General features: G+C 62.8%; 14 protein-coding genes. 7 read left to right on the top strand and 7 right to left on the bottom strand.

Annotation, left to right across the window (positions count from 1 at the left end):
- Positions 1 to 1398 precede the first annotated feature (1398 nt).
- Entirely contained in the window at positions 1399 to 1803 is a 405-nt protein-coding gene (locus DWA01_RS14050; RefSeq protein ID WP_114286446.1) for a rhodanese-like domain-containing protein, read from the top strand.
- 404 nt (positions 1804 to 2207) lie between these two features.
- Here the strand turns inward: DWA01_RS14050 and DWA01_RS14045 are convergent, their stop codons facing one another.
- The 5 genes from DWA01_RS14045 to DWA01_RS14025 form a co-directional block, all read right to left on the bottom strand.
- On the bottom strand, positions 2208 to 3422 hold the full coding sequence (locus tag DWA01_RS14045; RefSeq protein WP_160116054.1) for an endonuclease/exonuclease/phosphatase family protein: 1215 nt from the start codon (positions 3420 to 3422) through the stop codon (positions 2208 to 2210).
- 56 nt (positions 3423 to 3478) lie between these two features.
- Positions 3479 to 4291, bottom strand: a complete 813-nt coding sequence (locus tag DWA01_RS14040) for a hypothetical protein (RefSeq protein WP_235008556.1) — start codon at positions 4289 to 4291, stop codon at positions 3479 to 3481.
- A 280-nt stretch (positions 4292 to 4571) separates the two neighbouring features.
- Positions 4572 to 5177 (bottom strand): 3-isopropylmalate dehydratase small subunit, encoded by a 606-nt coding sequence (gene leuD / locus DWA01_RS14035; protein WP_114286443.1) that lies wholly within the window; start codon positions 5175 to 5177, stop codon positions 4572 to 4574.
- A 12-nt stretch (positions 5178 to 5189) separates the two neighbouring features.
- Entirely contained in the window at positions 5190 to 6593 is a 1404-nt protein-coding gene (gene leuC, locus DWA01_RS14030; RefSeq protein ID WP_114286442.1) for a 3-isopropylmalate dehydratase large subunit, read from the bottom strand.
- 202 nt (positions 6594 to 6795) lie between these two features.
- Positions 6796 to 7539, bottom strand: a complete 744-nt coding sequence (locus DWA01_RS14025; RefSeq protein ID WP_114286441.1) for a sulfite exporter TauE/SafE family protein — start codon at positions 7537 to 7539, stop codon at positions 6796 to 6798.
- A gap of 111 nt (positions 7540 to 7650) precedes the next feature.
- On the opposite strand from DWA01_RS14025, the gene DWA01_RS14020 reads away from it, so the two are divergent.
- From DWA01_RS14020 to rlmH, 3 genes are all read left to right on the top strand, one after another.
- Positions 7651 to 8979, top strand: coding sequence for a mechanosensitive ion channel family protein (locus DWA01_RS14020; protein ID WP_114286440.1), 1329 nt, complete (start codon positions 7651 to 7653; stop codon positions 8977 to 8979).
- 195 nt (positions 8980 to 9174) lie between these two features.
- On the top strand, positions 9175 to 9546 hold the full coding sequence (rsfS, locus tag DWA01_RS14015) for a ribosome silencing factor (RefSeq protein WP_114286439.1): 372 nt from the start codon (positions 9175 to 9177) through the stop codon (positions 9544 to 9546).
- Positions 9546 to 10016, top strand: a complete 471-nt coding sequence (gene rlmH / locus DWA01_RS14010) for a 23S rRNA (pseudouridine(1915)-N(3))-methyltransferase RlmH (protein ID WP_114286438.1) — start codon at positions 9546 to 9548, stop codon at positions 10014 to 10016. Before rsfS ends, rlmH begins: the two co-directional genes overlap by 1 nt.
- A 132-nt stretch (positions 10017 to 10148) precedes the next feature.
- Here rlmH and DWA01_RS14005 read toward each other — a convergent pair whose 3' ends face one another.
- Positions 10149 to 11222, bottom strand: a complete 1074-nt coding sequence (locus DWA01_RS14005; RefSeq protein WP_114286437.1) for an NAD(P)/FAD-dependent oxidoreductase — start codon at positions 11220 to 11222, stop codon at positions 10149 to 10151.
- A 240-nt stretch (positions 11223 to 11462) separates the two neighbouring features.
- On the opposite strand from DWA01_RS14005, the gene gpmI reads away from it, so the two are divergent.
- From gpmI to DWA01_RS13990, 3 genes are all read left to right on the top strand, one after another.
- A complete protein-coding gene (gpmI, locus tag DWA01_RS14000; protein ID WP_114286436.1) occupies positions 11463 to 12995 on the top strand; it encodes a 2,3-bisphosphoglycerate-independent phosphoglycerate mutase in 1533 nt (510 codons plus the stop codon).
- Positions 12996 to 13384: 389 nt separating this feature from the next.
- Positions 13385 to 14530: a murein hydrolase activator EnvC family protein gene (locus tag DWA01_RS13995; protein ID WP_160116053.1), complete on the top strand. Its 1146-nt coding sequence runs from the start codon at positions 13385 to 13387 to the stop codon at positions 14528 to 14530.
- 6 nt (positions 14531 to 14536) lie between these two features.
- The gene (locus DWA01_RS13990) at positions 14537 to 15868 is read left to right on the top strand and encodes a S41 family peptidase (protein WP_114286435.1); all 1332 of its coding nucleotides are present in this window, start codon (positions 14537 to 14539) and stop codon (positions 15866 to 15868) included.
- 90 nt (positions 15869 to 15958) lie between these two features.
- Here the strand turns inward: DWA01_RS13990 and DWA01_RS23160 are convergent, their stop codons facing one another.
- Positions 15959 to 16114: a hypothetical protein gene (locus tag DWA01_RS23160; protein WP_160116052.1), complete on the bottom strand. Its 156-nt coding sequence runs from the start codon at positions 16112 to 16114 to the stop codon at positions 15959 to 15961.
- Positions 16115 to 16257 lie beyond the last annotated feature (143 nt).

The following is a 16257-nucleotide window of genomic DNA, read 5'->3' as shown; positions in this document are numbered from 1 at the left end:
ACCTGGGAGGCGATCGTTGATGCCTGTTGCGATGCCTGGAACCGCCTGGCCGCTGAAACCGGGCGCATCAAATCAATCGCAACGCGAAACTGGGCAACCACCGGTCAATGATTGGGCGGGTTGGTATAATTTGTACCGTAGTCCGGGCATCTGTCGCGTTGGAGTAGCTACATTTTTTCTGCAGACTGCAAAGTTCACCGATACATCTGTGTTCAGGCAATACATGCTGCCGCACTCCTGGTGTCGACAGTTTCCATTCGGTGATAGCGGGTCGTCAGGGCTGAGCGGCGGCGGGCTGGAGAAAAACGTCCAGGAAAGACTGACCATCTTTGCGCTTACTGAGCACCACCGGCACCGACAGCGCACTTCAAATCCAGTTGTGCGCGCTCTCCAGCAGTAGCTAAAACGCCGCACTATCAAGATGAGGGACTTCCCAAATGAAGAGGCGCTGAAACGCCTCGTATGAGGCTTCGACTTTGCAAGTGGTGCTTACTACGCATATTTGACATTGGCCGATGATCGTGGCGAATGCCCGCTCCCCCCAAGTCAGGAGTAATAGTGATTGAACATGGGCCAACATACATATTGAAGAAAGGGAAATGGGCCAGACATTTGAAATTCTATTAAGAGTACAACCAACGCTTGGGCAACGCCCGTAGCCCCCTTATGCCCGCCCGTTGCCAGAGCACCTGCCCCCCATACCTGCCCAGGCGCCAAAGCGCGCCCCCGCATCGCCGCACAGCTAACCGGTTGCGAGGGCGCTTGCTCACCTGGTCGCCAGATCGCCCATCCACCTGAATGCCAGAGTGCCCGGTCACGCGGGTGTCAGCCCGCACGCCAGAGCGCACGCCAGAGCGCCAGACCGGGTGCCGGACCGTTTGCCCCGGCCAGACCGCAGACCCGGACAGCTGATTGCAGGCCCGGCCGGACGCCAGACTGCAGCGCCGCCGACACTTTCTTTGCCAGGCTCACACGCAACGCATTCTGAGCTGCAGCAAAAAAAGACCGCATCTGCTTCACGCAAATACGGTCTTTCTGCCCCACCGTGAGTGATCCGGGCGTTTGGCTGGCCGTCGTATACGCCTCCAAGGCGCACCCGGCAGGCCTTTGCCCCGTTTGCGCCCGGTCCCCCACCCGGCGCGCCCTGGGCAATTCCTGCTTTCAGCATGCCACATCGACCACAGGTTGTACGCGTGGCAAAAGCACAGGTTAAGGGCGCAACAGGTCAGCCCCCTGTACAAAAGAGCTATAAGACCGCCAATGCCGCCCCGGTTTCCGCCCCTCAGCGCCGGCCAGACGCGGGCAGACGCGGCCAAATGCGGCCAGACGCAGCGCATTCCGCCTTGCAAGCCCGCAGCGCAGACGTATCAATGGCCAGAAACAACACCGGAGGACGCCATGGCCCAGAACATCACCCGCGGTATCAAGACCCTGCTGGCGGAGGCCCGGGCCGCCGTCACCACCCTTCCTGTGGACACCGCCCGTGCGCTGCTGGACAGCCCGGAGCATGTCTTTATCGACCTGCGCGACATCCGCGAATTGCAGCGCGAAGGCAAAATCCCCGGCGCTGTCTCTTGTCCGCGTGGCATGCTGGAATTCTGGATCGATCCCGAAAGCCCCTATCACAAAGAGATCTTCAGCGAGGACAAGACTTTTGTCTTCTATTGCGCCAGCGCCTGGCGTTCTGCGCTGGCGGCGCGCACCGCAATGGAGATGGGCCTGGCCCCGGTCTGTCATCTGGACGGGGGCTTTACCGCCTGGAAGTCCGCCGATGCCCCGGTCGAGACGCTCAAACCGCGCTAAAGGCGGCCATATTACATCGGCAGTTCCGGCGCGGTTACAGCGCTGCATCAGAGATCTGGCGCGCGATGGTCACAATGGTTCTGTGATCAGGCGCAGCGGGCAACTGAGACGAATCACTCACCGTACGCTCGCGACCAGCACTGTACGCGTATCATGCTGGTCAGCTCTGAGCCCCGGACAGTGGCTCAGGCGCTGCCCGGCGGGTGTCGGGCCAAACAAAGCCATATGTCTGCCGGACCCGTCCTTGATCACCAACATGGGACGCGGACACTGCGTTTGCACGTGACATGGTTTTCGCGCGACGGCGTTGCAGGGACCTGAAATTAAACCACATGTCCACCAGCCCCGACCTTCGTCACACAAATATTCTGTTGTCCAGGACTGCAAGCTCACGACCTTTAACCCTAATGCGCCAGATCGACCCAGACCAACCCGTGGCGGCTCTCGCCCCCTTCCGCCCAGTCCACCCCGGAGCCCAGCACCCGCCAACCGGCTGAAGGCAGCACATAATCCACCCGCATCGGGCCGGCTTTGCCCCAGTCCACAGTGGCACTGCCCAACACGCCCTCCGGCACCACATCCTGCAGCGCCGGATCCCGCAGCAACTCCGCCATCACGGACCGGTACCCGGCGCCCCGCCCCGCATCCACATTGCTGTCGCCCATCAGCACAAACGGCACGCCCGCCCCAGCCTGTGCCACGCTCTCCTCCGCAGCGCCGCTCTGTGCCACACCGCCCCGCACCTCGCTGGTCAGCGCCAAACCGTCCTGCCCTACGTTCTCCGGTGCCACGCCGTTCAACACCACGCGCTCCTCCGCAGCGCCGCCCTGTGCCGCGCCGCCCTGCGTCACCCCGGTCAGTAGCACCACGTCCTGTCGCGTTACACCCTGGCCCGCTGCGCCTTGCCCCAAAGCGCCCTGACCCGGCTCCTTCAGATATTCGATCCAGAACCGCAACTCATCACGGTTGCGTTTGCCATTGCGGTCCTCCTCGCCGTCAAACAGCGGCGTGGTGGCATAAAATGCCAGCACCCGCGCCGTGCCGCCCCCCGGCAGCAAAAGCGGCAGCTCCCAGAGCCCGACCGAGGCCAGTGGTAACACCGCCAGAATGTCATCGCTGAAATAGCCCTTCGGCGGCGCCGCCCCCGGCGCATCGCGCCACAACAGCGCGGTGAAATCCCGCGCCTGCTCTGGCAGCAGCGGCAGCTTTGACAGCAACGCCATCGCGCCCTGACCGCTAAAGGCGCCATAGCCAAGACTGTCGCGCGCCTCGCCCAGCACGCCGTTGCGGTCCAGATCAAACTCTGAGGCCACCCCCGCATTGGGCCGGGGCGCATATTGATAAGGATACTCCGCCCCCTGCCCGGCCAGCAGCCCGGCAAACGCCGTCAAAGCCCGCCCATCCAGATCCCAGTCAAACCCGGTCAGCAGCAAGACATCCGGATCCCTCTGCGCAATCAGCCCGGCCGCCGCCACGACCGCTGCGTCCCCGCGCAGAATATCGCGCAGCAACAGCCCCGGCCCTTTGCGCGACAGCTCCGCATTATAGGTGGCAAATCGCAGCGGCGCTTCCGCGACCAGCGGCGCCGCAAGGGACAGAAAAAGCAGAGAAAGTAACATGGAAAGGGAAAGGGGCTGCAGTGCACACAGCCGCGCGGCCCGCACCCGGGACGCCGTCAGACCGGCTGGAAAAAATCGTCCTGAGAAGCAGCGAATGTGGCGCGGCGTTTGTCGCGGATCAGATGGGCAATCCGCCCCATCGCCGCACCACGCATAATCAGAGACGCCGGAAGAAATGCCCATGCTGCCACCATCCAGATCAGGGACTGTGCGCTGCCCCGGGCCGCCATATCCAACTGCAGCGACGCCGCCTGCATCAGCACAGGAACCACAAAGGGCAACAAGAGGCCCAGCACGATGTTAGCACGACCGTCCCGCACCAGGCGATGCACAACATCACCTCCGGCGCCGGGGTCAAATGTAGGCAGGTTGATCCAGACGTTAAAGGCGCGCTCCCGCCCCGGCCAGGCCCGCAGCCGCAGCCGCAGCGCAAAGCCGCCCATCACCAGCAACGACAGCAGATAGCTGAGCCCGGTGGCGCTGCGCAGCCTGGAGACCTGCGCCGCATCGCTGTCAGGCGACAGGGTGGCCAGCATCAGCCGCACCGGGGAGCCCGGGAAATCAAGCAGATGTCCGACCAGCGCCCCGGTGGCCTGAATCAGCTCAGACATTGGCCCGGCGGTTTTCACCCCGGACAGAATCACCGAGACCAGGAAGACAGTCACAAACAAGGCGGCAAAACGGATGCGGTTATAGGGCGGCGCGTCGCGGAACTCCACCAACCCGGGCGCCGCTGAGCCATATTCAAAAAAGGTCAGCGCCGCGCCAAATATTGCCAACAGCACCACGGCCTGCTGGGATTCGGTGCTGACCACAGGCAACAGCATCGCCGGCGTTGAAATCAACACCGCCATCAATACTGCGCGCATAATGGCGCCTGCTAGTCGCGAAAACACTGCTCTGTCACCCTCAAACGGACGAGCGCGATACGTTGCCGCGCCCTTATCCCACCTTGCACCGCCGGTTCTGGCAGGCTGCCTCATTCTCGCCCAATTTTTGCCTTGTTTCAATCTCAACAGCAAGCTTTGGTTAAGAATTAGCGCCGGACCGGGGCGGATTGGCACTGTGACTGGTGCGGCTTTGCATCAAATGGCATGAAAAAAGGGCCGCCCACAACGGACGGCCCCGGAAATCGTGGTTAAGCTTTTATCAGACCCAGGGGCGCGACTGTTGTGCTTGTTGTTCAAAGCTTTGGATCGCATCGGCCTTGGCCAGCGTCAGGCTGATATCGTCCAGACCTTCCAGCAGACAATGCTTTTTGAACGCATCCACGTCAAAGGCGATAACCTCGCCATCAGACGTGGTGATCTCCTGCGCTTCCAGATCCACAGTCATGCGCGCATTGGCGCCTTTTTCTGCGTCTTTCATCAACAGATCGACCTGCTCTTTGGGCAGCACGATCGGCAGGATGCCATTTTTGAAGCAGTTGCTAAAAAAGATGTCGGCAAAACCGGTGGAGACCACACAGCGCACGCCAAAATCTTTGATCGCCCATGGCGCATGCTCGCGCGACGAGCCACAGCCAAAGTTGTCACCGGCAACGATGATTTCCGCATCGCGGTAGGCCGGCTGGTTCAGGACAAAATCGTCCTTTTCCGAGCCGTCATCATTGTACCGCATCTCGGCGAACAGGTTCACACCCAGGCCCGAGCGTTTGATGGTCTTCAGGAACACTTTTGGGATGATCATATCGGTGTCGATGTTGATCAGCGGCATTGGCGCCGCAATCCCGGTCAGTTTTTGATACTTTTCCATTGCCTGCGCTCCTTACAGAAAATCACGGATGTCGGTCAGATGACCGGTCAGCGCAGCCGCAGCCGCCATCACAGGACTCACCAGGTGGGTACGTCCGCCCCGGCCCTGACGGCCTTCAAAGTTGCGGTTCGAGGTCGCGGCACAGCGCTCGCCCGCCTCCAGCTGGTCCGGGTTCATCGCCAGACACATGGAGCACCCCGCCATGCGCCATTCAAAACCGGCGTCCAGGAAGATCTCAGCAAGACCTTCTTCTTCCGCCTGCGCCCGCACCAGACCCGAGCCAGGAACGATCAGCGCCCGCATGCCCTCTTTGATCTTCTTGCCTTTGACCACCCCGGCCACAGCGCGCAGATCTTCGATCCGCCCGTTGGTGCAGGAGCCGATAAACACGGTGTCGATCTTGATGTCGGTCAGTTTGGTGCCGCTTTCCAGCCCCATATAGGCCAGCGAGCGCGCCGCCGCATCAACCTTGCCGCCTTCAAAATCAGTGGCAAAAGGCACAGTGGCGGTGATCGGCAGTACATCCTCGGGCGACGTGCCCCAGGTCACAACCGGCGCGATGTCTTCGCCGCGCAGGGTAACCACCTTGTCAAACACCGCATTTTCATCGGTGAACAGGGTTTTCCACCAGGTCAGCGCCGCATCCCACTGCGCGCCTTTTGGCGCATGGGGACGACCCATCACATAGTCATAGGTGGTCTGATCGGGGGCAATAAGACCAGCGCGCGCGCCACCCTCAATCGCCATGTTACAGACCGTCATCCGGCCTTCCATCGACAGATCGCGGATCGCTTCGCCACAATATTCGATGACATAACCGGTGCCACCGGCGGTACCGGTCTCGCCAATCACCGCAAGGGTGATGTCTTTCGCGGTCACACCAGGCTGCAATTTGCCGGTGATTTCCACTTTCATGTTTTTGGACTTCTTCTGGATCAGCGTCTGGGTCGCCAGCACGTGCTCCACTTCAGAAGTACCAATGCCATGCGCCAGCGCGCCAAAAGCGCCGTGGGTTGCCGTGTGGCTGTCACCACAAACCACGGTCATACCCGGCAGAGTCCAGCCCTGCTCCGGGCCGACAATATGCACGATGCCCTGACGCACGTCGTTCATCGGGTAATAATGCACCCCAAAGTCGCGGGCGTTTTTGTCCAGAGCGGCAACCTGAATGCGGCCCTCTTCGTTCTCAATACCGTTCACCCGGTCCGGCGTGGTCGGCACGTTGTGATCGGGCACCGCGATGGTTTTGTCCGGCGCGTGCACTTTGCGGCCCGCCATGCGCAGACCTTCAAAGGCCTGGGGGCTGGTGACTTCATGCACCAGGTGACGGTCGATATACAGCAGGCAAGTGCCGTCTTCTGTCTGATCCGCTACATGAGCGTCCCAGATTTTATCATAGAGTGTTGTGGGGGACATAGGTCCTCTCCCGTATTTGTTTTTGGATGTAGCGATGGCTGCAAAAACGCGCGCAGAAGCGCGCCGGGGGCTATAGCCCCGCAGTCACGGACCGGGACCGACCAAAGAACCGCCAGGGCAGAAAATCGTGGTCAGCGATGTCATAGATGCGTTTCATTCCCCAGCCATACATCGCCCGGGAGATTCCAGCAAGCGTGCCGGTTCACATCCGGGCAAAGAAAACCACGCTCATGCTCAGACCAATGGCAATAATGCCGCCGCGGATCACGATATCCGGCAGGATCCGCGCCAGTTTCGCGCCGATAAACCCGCCCGCCACCGCCGCCACCGCCATTATCGCCGCCTCGCGCCACTCAACAATACCCGCCAGCGCAAACGCCGCCACAGAGATCGCAGAAATGACAAACGACATAGCGTTTTTCAGCCCGTTCATCTGGTTGAGGCTCTGCATACCCCACAGCGCGAACAGCGCCAGCAGCACAATGCCCAGCCCGCCATTGAAATAACCGCCATAGACCGAGACCAGAAACAGCCCGACGCTGCCATAAGGCGTGGCTTTCAGCCGCGAGTCCCGCAACGCCACCTGGATCTGCTTCTGAAAAGCAAAGATCACTGTCGCGATCAGCAACAGGAACGGCACCACCAGGGAAAACACTTCGTTTGAGGACACCAGCAACAGCCCGGCACCGGCCAGACCGCCGGCAAGTGCCACTACACTGGCTTTGATCAGGTCATGTCGCTTAATCGCGCCAATCTCGGCGCGAAACCCTGCCGCTGCCGCCAGATAACCAGGAAACACCGCCACAGCGCTGGTGGCATTGGCCACCACCGGTGGCAGCCCGATGAACACCAGCGCCGGAAAGGTCAGAAAAGTGCCGCCACCGGCCAGCGCGTTGATAATACCGGCGCCAAGCCCGGCAAGGATCAGAAGAATAAAATCAGTCATTCCAGATTGCTACCCGCACCAGACCCCATGCGCAACATTATTACCGCATTTAATTCCCCGCGATTGCCTGACCCCGGGGCCCATGCCATCATGGCGGAAAGGATGCCGGCTATGGAAGATCAGCTCAGCGCAATTCCGCAACAGATCACCACCCTGTGGATGGCGGTTCAAACCGCGTTCTCCAACCTCTACCTGCCCTCGCGTATCAACCAGTTTGTCATCCTTGTGCTCTGCTTTGTCGCCGCCTGGATACTGCGCCGCTGGGCCGCACCACAGTTGAGTGAATGGGCCCACGGCCTTGAGGGTGTCACCAAATGGCGGCTGCGGCTGTTTCTGGTGCTGCACAACCGGATGCAGCTGATCACCTTCACGGCTTTGTCCTGGTTCTCAGTCGCGGTAATGGCGCAGCTCTCCACCTACCCCTCGCGGCGCTATATCCTGGCGCTGTTCGCCTCCATCGCATTTGCCTGGCTGTCGGTGACACTGGCGACCCGGCTGATCCGCAACCGTCCTCTGCGCCGCATTGTCAAAATCGGGCTGCTGATCTGGGTGACGCTGTATTATCTCCGGCTAGACGACGATTTCACCACTTTCCTCCAGGCCAGCGCCCTTGAGATCGGTGATTCCCGCCTGTCGCTCTACGGCATCCTGAAAGCGCTGGTGGTCACCGCATTGCTGATCAGCCTTGCCCGCCTCGCCACTGCGTCTGCGGCCCGCAGCATCGACGCCAACCGGGACATTTCCCCCTCAATGCAGGTGCTGGCGGTCAAACTGCTGCAGGTCCTGCTCTACAGCACGGCGTTTTTCATCGGACTGAAAGCGGTGGGCTTTGACCTCACCGGGCTGGCGGTGCTGTCCGGTGCCATCGGTCTCGGCCTTGGTTTCGGCTTGCAGAAAGTGGTCTCCAACCTTGTGTCCGGCGTCATCATCCTGCTGGATAAGTCGATCAAACCCGGCGATGTGATTTCGCTGGGCGAGACCTTTGGCTGGATCAAGACCCTGGGCGCGCGCTATGCCTCAGTGGTGACACGTGACGGGCGCGAATTCCTGATCCCGAACGAAGACCTGATCACCAACCAGGTGGTGAACTGGTCCTTTACCAATGATTATGTGCGGCTCGATATCACCTTTGGCACCGCCTATGACGATGACCCGCACCTGGTGCGCCGCATCGCGGTGGAAGCCGCCCGTTCGGTGCCCCGCGTCTCCAACGACCGGCCCGCCGTCTGCCACATCACTGGCTTTGGCGACAGTTCGGTGGATTACGTGCTGCGCTTCTGGATCACCGACCCCACCAGCGGGCTGACCAATGTGCGCGGGCTGGTCTATCTGGCGCTCTGGGACGCGTTCAAAGCGGCCGGCATTTCCATCCCCTTCCCCCAGCGCGAGCTGCGTATGCTGAAAAATGATGATATTTCACCCCCGGACAGCGGAAACTGAGCCATTCCCCCGATTGTGGTCAAAACGCCCCTGTGCAATAAGCCTTTTTTCCGGCAGTCTTTAAAGATTCGCTGTCGCGATGCTATCTACACTCAATGCCCGGCGCCGGGGCCGGTTCGGTGCGCCACAAGGGAGGACGACCTCCCGTCTCAGTCAACACAAACGGACCCGTCCGGCACCGTCCAGGAAACAACCATGACCAGCAGCCACGCCACGTTCACTCCCAAGCAGCTGCTTGAGCGTATTCTCTCCTCCCTTGATGAAAACAAGGCCGAGGACGTCGTTTCAATCGATTTGCACGGCAAATCTGAAATGGCCGATTTTATGGTGGTCTGTTCCGGGCGCTCGTCGCGTCAGGTCAGCGGCATCGCGGAAAAGCTGGTCGACCAGCTGAAGACCGCATTCGGCATCTACTCCAAGCTCGAAGGCAAAGACCAGGGCGACTGGGTGCTGATCGATTCCGGTGACGTGATCGTGCATGTGTTCCGCCCCGAAGTGCGCGAATTCTACCAGCTGGAAAAAATGTGGCTCGAGCCCGGTGAGGCCGCCGCAACGCCTGAGGCCTGATGCGGGTCCATATCTGCGCTGTGGGCCGCCTGCGGGCCGGCCCCGAGCGCGAACTGGTGCTGGATTATCAATCCCGCTTTAACAAATCAGGCCGCGCCCTCGGACTTGGCCCGCTCAACCTCATCGAGGTCGAAGACAAAAAAGGCGGCGGCATGAAAGCCGAAGCTGCCCTGCTCGAGCGCGCCCTGCCCAAAGGCGCGCTTTTGTGTTGTCTGGACGAACGTGGCAAACTGCTCAGCTCCCCCGCGTTTGCCGACCAGCTTGGGGACTGGCGCGACACAGGCCGCCAGGATGTTGCCTTTGTCATTGGCGGTGCCGACGGCATTGACCCCAGCCTGCGCGCCCGCGCTGATTATGCGCTCAGCTTCGGCAAAATGGTCTGGCCCCATATGCTGGTGCGGGTGATGTTAAGCGAACAGATCTACCGCGCCGCCAATATTCTCGCCGGCGGTCCTTACCACCGGGTCTGAGACCGGGACCGGAATCTGCCCGGTACTCAGTGGATCGCACCGGACAACGCCGCCGCTTCCGAACCGCATCTAAGCACCGCACACAACCGCCGGCTCAGCGCCGGTCTGATGCCGCTGGCCCAGGAGACCGTCTCACAATGGCTCTGACAGCGGCACACCGCCGCGCCCCAAAATCTGATCACACAGCGACGCGGCCATTACCGGCGCCAGGATCACCCCCGGATGCCCCACCATCACATAAAGCCCCTCAACCGCGGCCACCCGGCCCGCGCGCGGCCGTCCGTCCGCTGGCAGCGCGCGCTGCCCGGTTTGCACTGCAACAGCCCGCACCTGACCTGCCTCCGGGAACAGATCCTGCAGCGCCGCCACCTGTGCCTGTGCCACGGCCTTACCGGCCTGCGGATTCAGAGGATCCGGCGCCGATGTCACCGCCAGAAACCGGCCGGACCCCACGCTGCGCAGTTCAATGTCAGGCGTCCGTACCACCGGCACAAACGGCGCCAGATCGGCCGACAGCTCCACCAGCGCCGCCGATGAGGCCTGCAACCAGCCCGGATCAGTGAATGCCGCAAGCAGCTCCCGGCTCTGCAGCCCCGCCGCCACCACAACCTGGGGGCTTGCCATGAGCCTGCCATCGCAGATCACGCCGGTGACGCGGCCTGACCGGGTCGCAACCGCATCCACCCGTTGGCCGCAGATGACCTCCGCCCCCTGCGAAACGGCCCTCTCCAGCAGGATTTTACAGACATGCGCCGGTCGCACTGCCAGTTCCTGTGGCACGTGCAGGGCCAGGTCCGGCAGCCGCGCCCCCGGCAGCAAACCCGCAGCCTGCGCGGGCTGCAACAGATCAACGCGATAGCCCGCCACCCGCATTTTGTCGCGCAACGCCGCACTCAAAGCCCCGTTCGCCTGCCATAACAGAGCCCCTTCAGAACCACCGGCACTGGCGGCCGCCAACGCGCCGCCACAGCGCTGGTTCAGCGCCGCAAACCGCTCCAGCCCGTCGCGCCGCAGTGCAAACAGGCCAGGGGCGCCCTCAGGATCGCTATTGATCGCATTGATCCAGCCAAAAGAACGCGCGCTCACGCCGGACCCCGGGCGTGTGGCGGCCTCAATCAGGCGCACCTGCACCCCGGCACAGCTGAGCTCAAAGCACAGCATCGCGCCAGCAATACCACCCCCGACAATGATCACTTCCGGCTGCATCGCTGACCTCTCTGTTGCGCCTCACGTGGTGGTGCAGACATTCGGTACCCAGACTGTGCCGCCCCGCTCCGGATGCTGGCACACATTCTGGCCCGGCACCGCTGCCAGGCGATGGGTGTGGCCCGCGCGGCACGGTCCTTTCCCCTGACCAGCACCGAATGTGCGCCAGGGTCAAGCAAAGCCTTCACCCCGCACGCCCGAGCCGTTAGTACTGGCACAAGTTGAATTCAGGAGCGCGTCATGACGGCATCAAACCCCACCCCAAAACCGGTTGTTCTTTGCATTCTGGACGGTTGGGGCGCCCGTAATGACGCCACCGCCAACGCGCCTGCGCTGGCCCACACCCCAACCTTTGACCGGCTGATGTCTCACGGACCCACTGCAAAACTGATCACCCATGGCCCCGACGTTGGTCTGCCCTCGGGCCAGATGGGCAACTCTGAGGTCGGCCACACCAATATCGGCGCCGGCCGGGTGGTGGCGATGGATCTGGGTCAGATCGACCTCGCCATTGAAAACGGCAGCTTTTTCAACAACGCCGCGCTCACCGACTTTATCAGCACGCTGAAAAACAGCGGCGGCACCGCCCACCTGATGGGGCTGGTCTCGGACGGCGGCGTACATGGCCATGTCAGCCACATCCGCGCCGCGATCAAAGCCATCACGGACGCCGGCGTGCCGGTGGCGCTGCATGCGATGACCGACGGTCGCGATGTGGCGCCAAAATCCGCAGCACCTTTTCTGGCCGATATCAGCGACGCCCTGCCGGAAAACGCCCGTATCGCCAGCCTCACCGGGCGCTATTTCGCCATGGACCGCGACAATCGCTGGGAGCGCGTGCAGCAAGGCTACGACGCCATCATGCGCGGCAAGGGTCAGCACAGCGCGCCCGATGCTCAGACCGCGCTTGAGGCGGGTTACGCCCGCGGAGAGAGCGACGAATTTATCCAGGCCACCACCATCGGCGCCCACAAGGGTGTGCAGGACGGTGACGGGTTTTTCTGCCTGAACTTCCGCTCTGACCGGGCGCGCGAGATCCTGCGCGCCATCGGCGAGCCGGGTTTCTCAGAATTTGACACCGGTCCGCGGCCCACGCTGGCAGCGCTGCTGGGCATGGTGCCCTACAGCGACGCCCACGGCGCCTTTATGACCACCGCCTACCCCAAGAGCAAAATCGCCAATACGCTCGGTGCCTGGGTGGCGAAACATGGCCGTACCCAGTTCCGTCTCGCCGAGACCGAAAAATACCCCCATGTCACCTTCTTCCTCAACGGCGGCAAAGAAGAGCCGGAAGTGGGCGAAGCCCGCTACATGCCGCTGTCGCCCAAAGTGGCGACCTATGACCTGCAGCCGGAAATGTCAGCGCCCGAGGTAACCGACAAGTTTGTTGAGGCGATCGAGTCCGGCTATGACCTGATCGTTACCAATTACGCCAACCCGGATATGGTCGGCCATACCGGCGATCTGGCGGCGGCGATCAAAGCCTGCGAAGCGGTGGACGCCGGTCTGACGCGGGTGGTGGCGGCGCTGGAAAAAGCCGGCGGTGCGATGATTATCACTGCGGACCATGGCAATTGCGAACTGATGGTGGACCCGGAAACCGGCGGCCCGCATACGGCGCATACGCTGAACCTGGTGCCGGTGGCGCTGTTTGGCGGCGCGGCAGGTGCCGGCCTGCGCGACGGGCGGCTGGCCGATCTGGCGCCGACGCTGCTGCAGCTGATGGGTCTGGATACGCCGGAGGAAATGACCGGCGAAAGCCTGCTGACCTGATGGCGCTGCGGCAAACCCTGCGGCTGACGGCGTTGTCGGTCTTGATGGCCACTGGCCAGATGCTGCGCGCGCTGGTGCAACACCTGCACAGCCCGGGCGCCCGGCGCTGCGCGCCCCTGCGCCCGCCGCCCTCTCCCGGGCGATCCCACCGCTTGCCGGTGCAGTGGCCGTTTCGGTGGCCACCACAAAGTCACCCCGGACGACAGCGCCGCGCTTTGCTGCCGCCCGCGATATTGCCGCTGGCGCGGTCCCCGTCGCCGGTCCGGTTTCAGCCACTGACCCGGTCTTTGTCGCGCGCCCGGTCTTTGTCGCGCGCCCTGCCTCTGGGGCTGACGCTGTTGCAGCCACTGTTCCCGCCACGGGGCCGGCCCCTGCGACGGGTCCTGGCTGTGCCACTTGCCCTGTCTCTGGCTCTGGCTCTGGCGCTTACCGTCACGCCACAAGTGACCCGGGCCCAAAGCGCCCCCGCTGCGGCCGCCCTGGCACGCATCGCCGCAGATCAGCTCACCGCCGCCCGGGGCGCGCTTGAGGCGGCCGCCACGGCGCGGGACCGGGTGCGGGCGCTGACCCAGGTGGTGAAAGCCTACGAGGCCGGGCTGGAGGCGATGCGCGAGGGGCTGCGCCGTGCCGCCATCCGCGACGCTGCAATTGAAACAGAGTTTAGCGCTGAGAATGCCCGGCTTTCAGAGCTTCTCGCTGTGTTGATGACGATCGAAGCCCAGCCCGACGGCCTGTCGCTGCTGCATCCTGACGGACCGCTGGGCACCGCACGTGCAGCGATGATGCTGGCAGAGGTCACCCCGGCCTTTATGGAAGAGGTCAGCGCACTGCAACGCCGGGTTCAGGAGCTGGCACAGCTGCGGCAGTTGCAGCAACAGTCATTGCAACAGCTGGCCGAAGGGCTCACCGGCGCGCAAAAAGCCCGCACCGCGCTGAGCCAGGCCATTTCTGAACGCACAGACCTGCCCCGGCGGTTCCTGTCCCGCCCCGGACAGCTGGAACGGGTGGTCAGCAGCACCGATACGCTGGAAAACTTCGCAAGCAGCCTGGCAATCCTTGACGAGGCAAACGCCGTTGATCCGCTGCCCGATCTGGCGGCGGCGCGCGGCACGCTGCCGCTGCCGGTGCGTGGCCGCCTGCTGCGCCGCTTTAATGAGACCGACGCCGCCGGCATCCGCCGCCCTGGCCTGCTGATTGCCAGCCGGCCCCGCGCGCTGGTCACCGTGCCCTGGCCGGCGACGCTGCGTTTTGCCGGACCGTTGCTCGACTATGGCAATGTGGTGATTCTGGAGCCGGGCAATGATGTGCTGCTGGTGCTCGCCGGGCTGCAGGAGCTTTATGGCCGGGTGGGCGAAGTGCTGCCTGCAGGCACGGCCGTCGGGCTGATGGGCGGATCGCCACCGAATTCTGACGGGATTTTGAGCACATCCGGTGATCAGACTGGTAGCACACGCACAGAAACGCTTTATATAGAGATCAGGCAAGGCGGCCGCGCAATCGACCCGGCGCCCTGGTTCGCCATTGAAAAGGAATAGGACGCGATGAAGAAATTTATAATGGCTGCCCTCGGCGGCACCCTGGCTGGCGTTATTCTGACGACCCAGATCGCCGGCCCGCTGATTGCCCAGGAGGACAGCCGCAGCACTAATGTCTATGAGCAGCTTGATCTGTTCGGCGATATTTTTGAACGGATTCGCGCCCAGTATGTCGAAGATGTCAACGAGGCCGATCTGATCGAAGCTGCGATTGACGGTATGCTGACGTCGCTGGATCCGCATTCCTCCTACCTGTCACCCCAAGACGCCGCCGATATGCAGGTACAGACCCGCGGCTCTTTTGGCGGTCTCGGCATCGAAGTCACCCAGGAAGAAGGTTATGTGAAAGTGGTCGCGCCGATGGACGGCACCCCCGCCGATCTGGCCGGGGTTGAAGCCGGCGATTTCATCACCCAGGTCGATGGGCAAAGCGTGCTGGGGCTGACCCTGGACGAGACCGTGGACCAGATGCGCGGCCCGGTCGGCTCTGAGATCATCATCACCGTGGTGCGCGAAGGGGTGGATGAGCCCTTTGACATCTCCATCATCCGCGACACCATCAAACTCACCGCCGTGCGCGCCCGGGTCGAAGGCAATTCCATTGTGCTCAGGGTCTCCACTTTTAACGACCAGACCTATCCCAACCTGGAAGCCGGGCTGCGCAACGCCGCCGAAGAACTGGGCGGCATGGAGAATGTCGACGGTGTCATCGTCGATCTGCGCAACAATCCCGGCGGGCTTTTGAAACAGGCGATCAAAGTGTCGGATGCGTTTCTGGACAAGGGCGAAATCGTTTCGACCCGCGGCCGCAACAACCAGGGCAGCGACCGGGTAAACGCAAGCCCGGGCGACCTCGCTGAGGGCAAACCTGTGGTAGTGCTGATCAACGGCGGCTCCGCGTCCGCCTCTGAAATCGTTGCCGGCGCGCTGCAGGATCACCGCCGGGCACTGATTGTCGGCACCAAGAGCTTTGGCAAAGGCTCAGTGCAGACGGTGATGCCGCTGCGCTCGGGGGGGGCCATGCGCCTGACCACCGCACGCTATTACACCCCGTCGGGCCGCTCGATTCAGGCGCTGGGTGTCTCCCCTGACATCGTGGTGGAACAGCCGCGCCGTCAGCCCGAAACGGACGACACCGAGCAGACCGCCCGTGCCCAGCGTACCGAAGCCGATCTGCGCGGCCGGTTGAACAATGACAGCCTGACTGAGGATGAAATCCGCCTGATCGAAGAAGAACGCGCCCGCGATGAGGCCGCCGCCAAACTGCGCGACGAGGACTTCCAGCTGTCTTATGCGGTGGATCTGCTGAAAGGTCTTGCCACCGTCGCGGCGAAATAAACTGCCGCGCCCGGGCCGGGACATTCCCCCGGCCCGGGCCTGCTGCCCCGCTGCATCTGGTGGCACGCGGCCATGCGCCCCCCGGACTCATCACCAGGGCGACACACCGCGCTCCACTGCGTCCTGCCCCACCCCCAGACGCAGCGGGTGCCGCCGCCGCCACACCGCGCAGAAGCCCCGCTCCACAGGCCAGCGCTCCTCAGCAAGCGCCCCACGAACGGCGCCCGACAGCTTGCGTCTTACCATCTGCGCCCCATCGCAGGCGCCCCGCTCCGGCTGCTGGTGCCCGCGCTATTGCTCAGCGCTATTGCTCAGCGCCAGTCCTGCCGCCCGGATCCCGCAGCCAGCAACATCCCGAAACGGCCCCACGCCGACCGCCTCTTTTTGCC

It is taken from the genome of Candidatus Halocynthiibacter alkanivorans, from assembly GCF_003333265.1.
GTDB classification, from domain to species: Bacteria; Pseudomonadota; Alphaproteobacteria; order Rhodobacterales; family Rhodobacteraceae; genus Halocyntiibacter_A; species Halocyntiibacter_A alkanivorans.
This window is presented reverse-complemented; position numbering and strand designations above follow the sequence as displayed.

What these genes read in the sequence shown, in the direction of transcription:
- DWA01_RS14050 (WP_114286446.1), top strand. Translation starts at nt 1,399, where the DNA reads ATGGCCCAGAACATCACCCGCGGTATCAAGACCCTGCTGGCGGAGGCC.
- DWA01_RS14045 (WP_160116054.1), bottom strand. Translation starts at nt 3,422, where the DNA reads ATGTTACTTTCTCTGCTTTTTCTGTCCCTTGCGGCGCCGCTGGTCGCG.
- DWA01_RS14040 (WP_235008556.1), bottom strand. Translation starts at nt 4,291, where the DNA reads ATGCGCGCAGTATTGATGGCGGTGTTGATTTCAACGCCGGCGATGCTG.
- leuD (WP_114286443.1), bottom strand. Translation starts at nt 5,177, where the DNA reads ATGGAAAAGTATCAAAAACTGACCGGGATTGCGGCGCCAATGCCGCTG.
- leuC (WP_114286442.1), bottom strand. Translation starts at nt 6,593, where the DNA reads ATGTCCCCCACAACACTCTATGATAAAATCTGGGACGCTCATGTAGCG.
- DWA01_RS14025 (WP_114286441.1), bottom strand. Translation starts at nt 7,539, where the DNA reads ATGACTGATTTTATTCTTCTGATCCTTGCCGGGCTTGGCGCCGGTATT.
- DWA01_RS14020 (WP_114286440.1), top strand. Translation starts at nt 7,651, where the DNA reads ATGGAAGATCAGCTCAGCGCAATTCCGCAACAGATCACCACCCTGTGG.
- rsfS (WP_114286439.1), top strand. Translation starts at nt 9,175, where the DNA reads ATGACCAGCAGCCACGCCACGTTCACTCCCAAGCAGCTGCTTGAGCGT.
- rlmH (WP_114286438.1), top strand. Translation starts at nt 9,546, where the DNA reads ATGCGGGTCCATATCTGCGCTGTGGGCCGCCTGCGGGCCGGCCCCGAG.
- DWA01_RS14005 (WP_114286437.1), bottom strand. Translation starts at nt 11,222, where the DNA reads ATGCAGCCGGAAGTGATCATTGTCGGGGGTGGTATTGCTGGCGCGATG.
- gpmI (WP_114286436.1), top strand. Translation starts at nt 11,463, where the DNA reads ATGACGGCATCAAACCCCACCCCAAAACCGGTTGTTCTTTGCATTCTG.
- DWA01_RS13990 (WP_114286435.1), top strand. Translation starts at nt 14,537, where the DNA reads ATGAAGAAATTTATAATGGCTGCCCTCGGCGGCACCCTGGCTGGCGTT.
- DWA01_RS23160 (WP_160116052.1), bottom strand. Translation starts at nt 16,114, where the DNA reads ATGGTAAGACGCAAGCTGTCGGGCGCCGTTCGTGGGGCGCTTGCTGAG.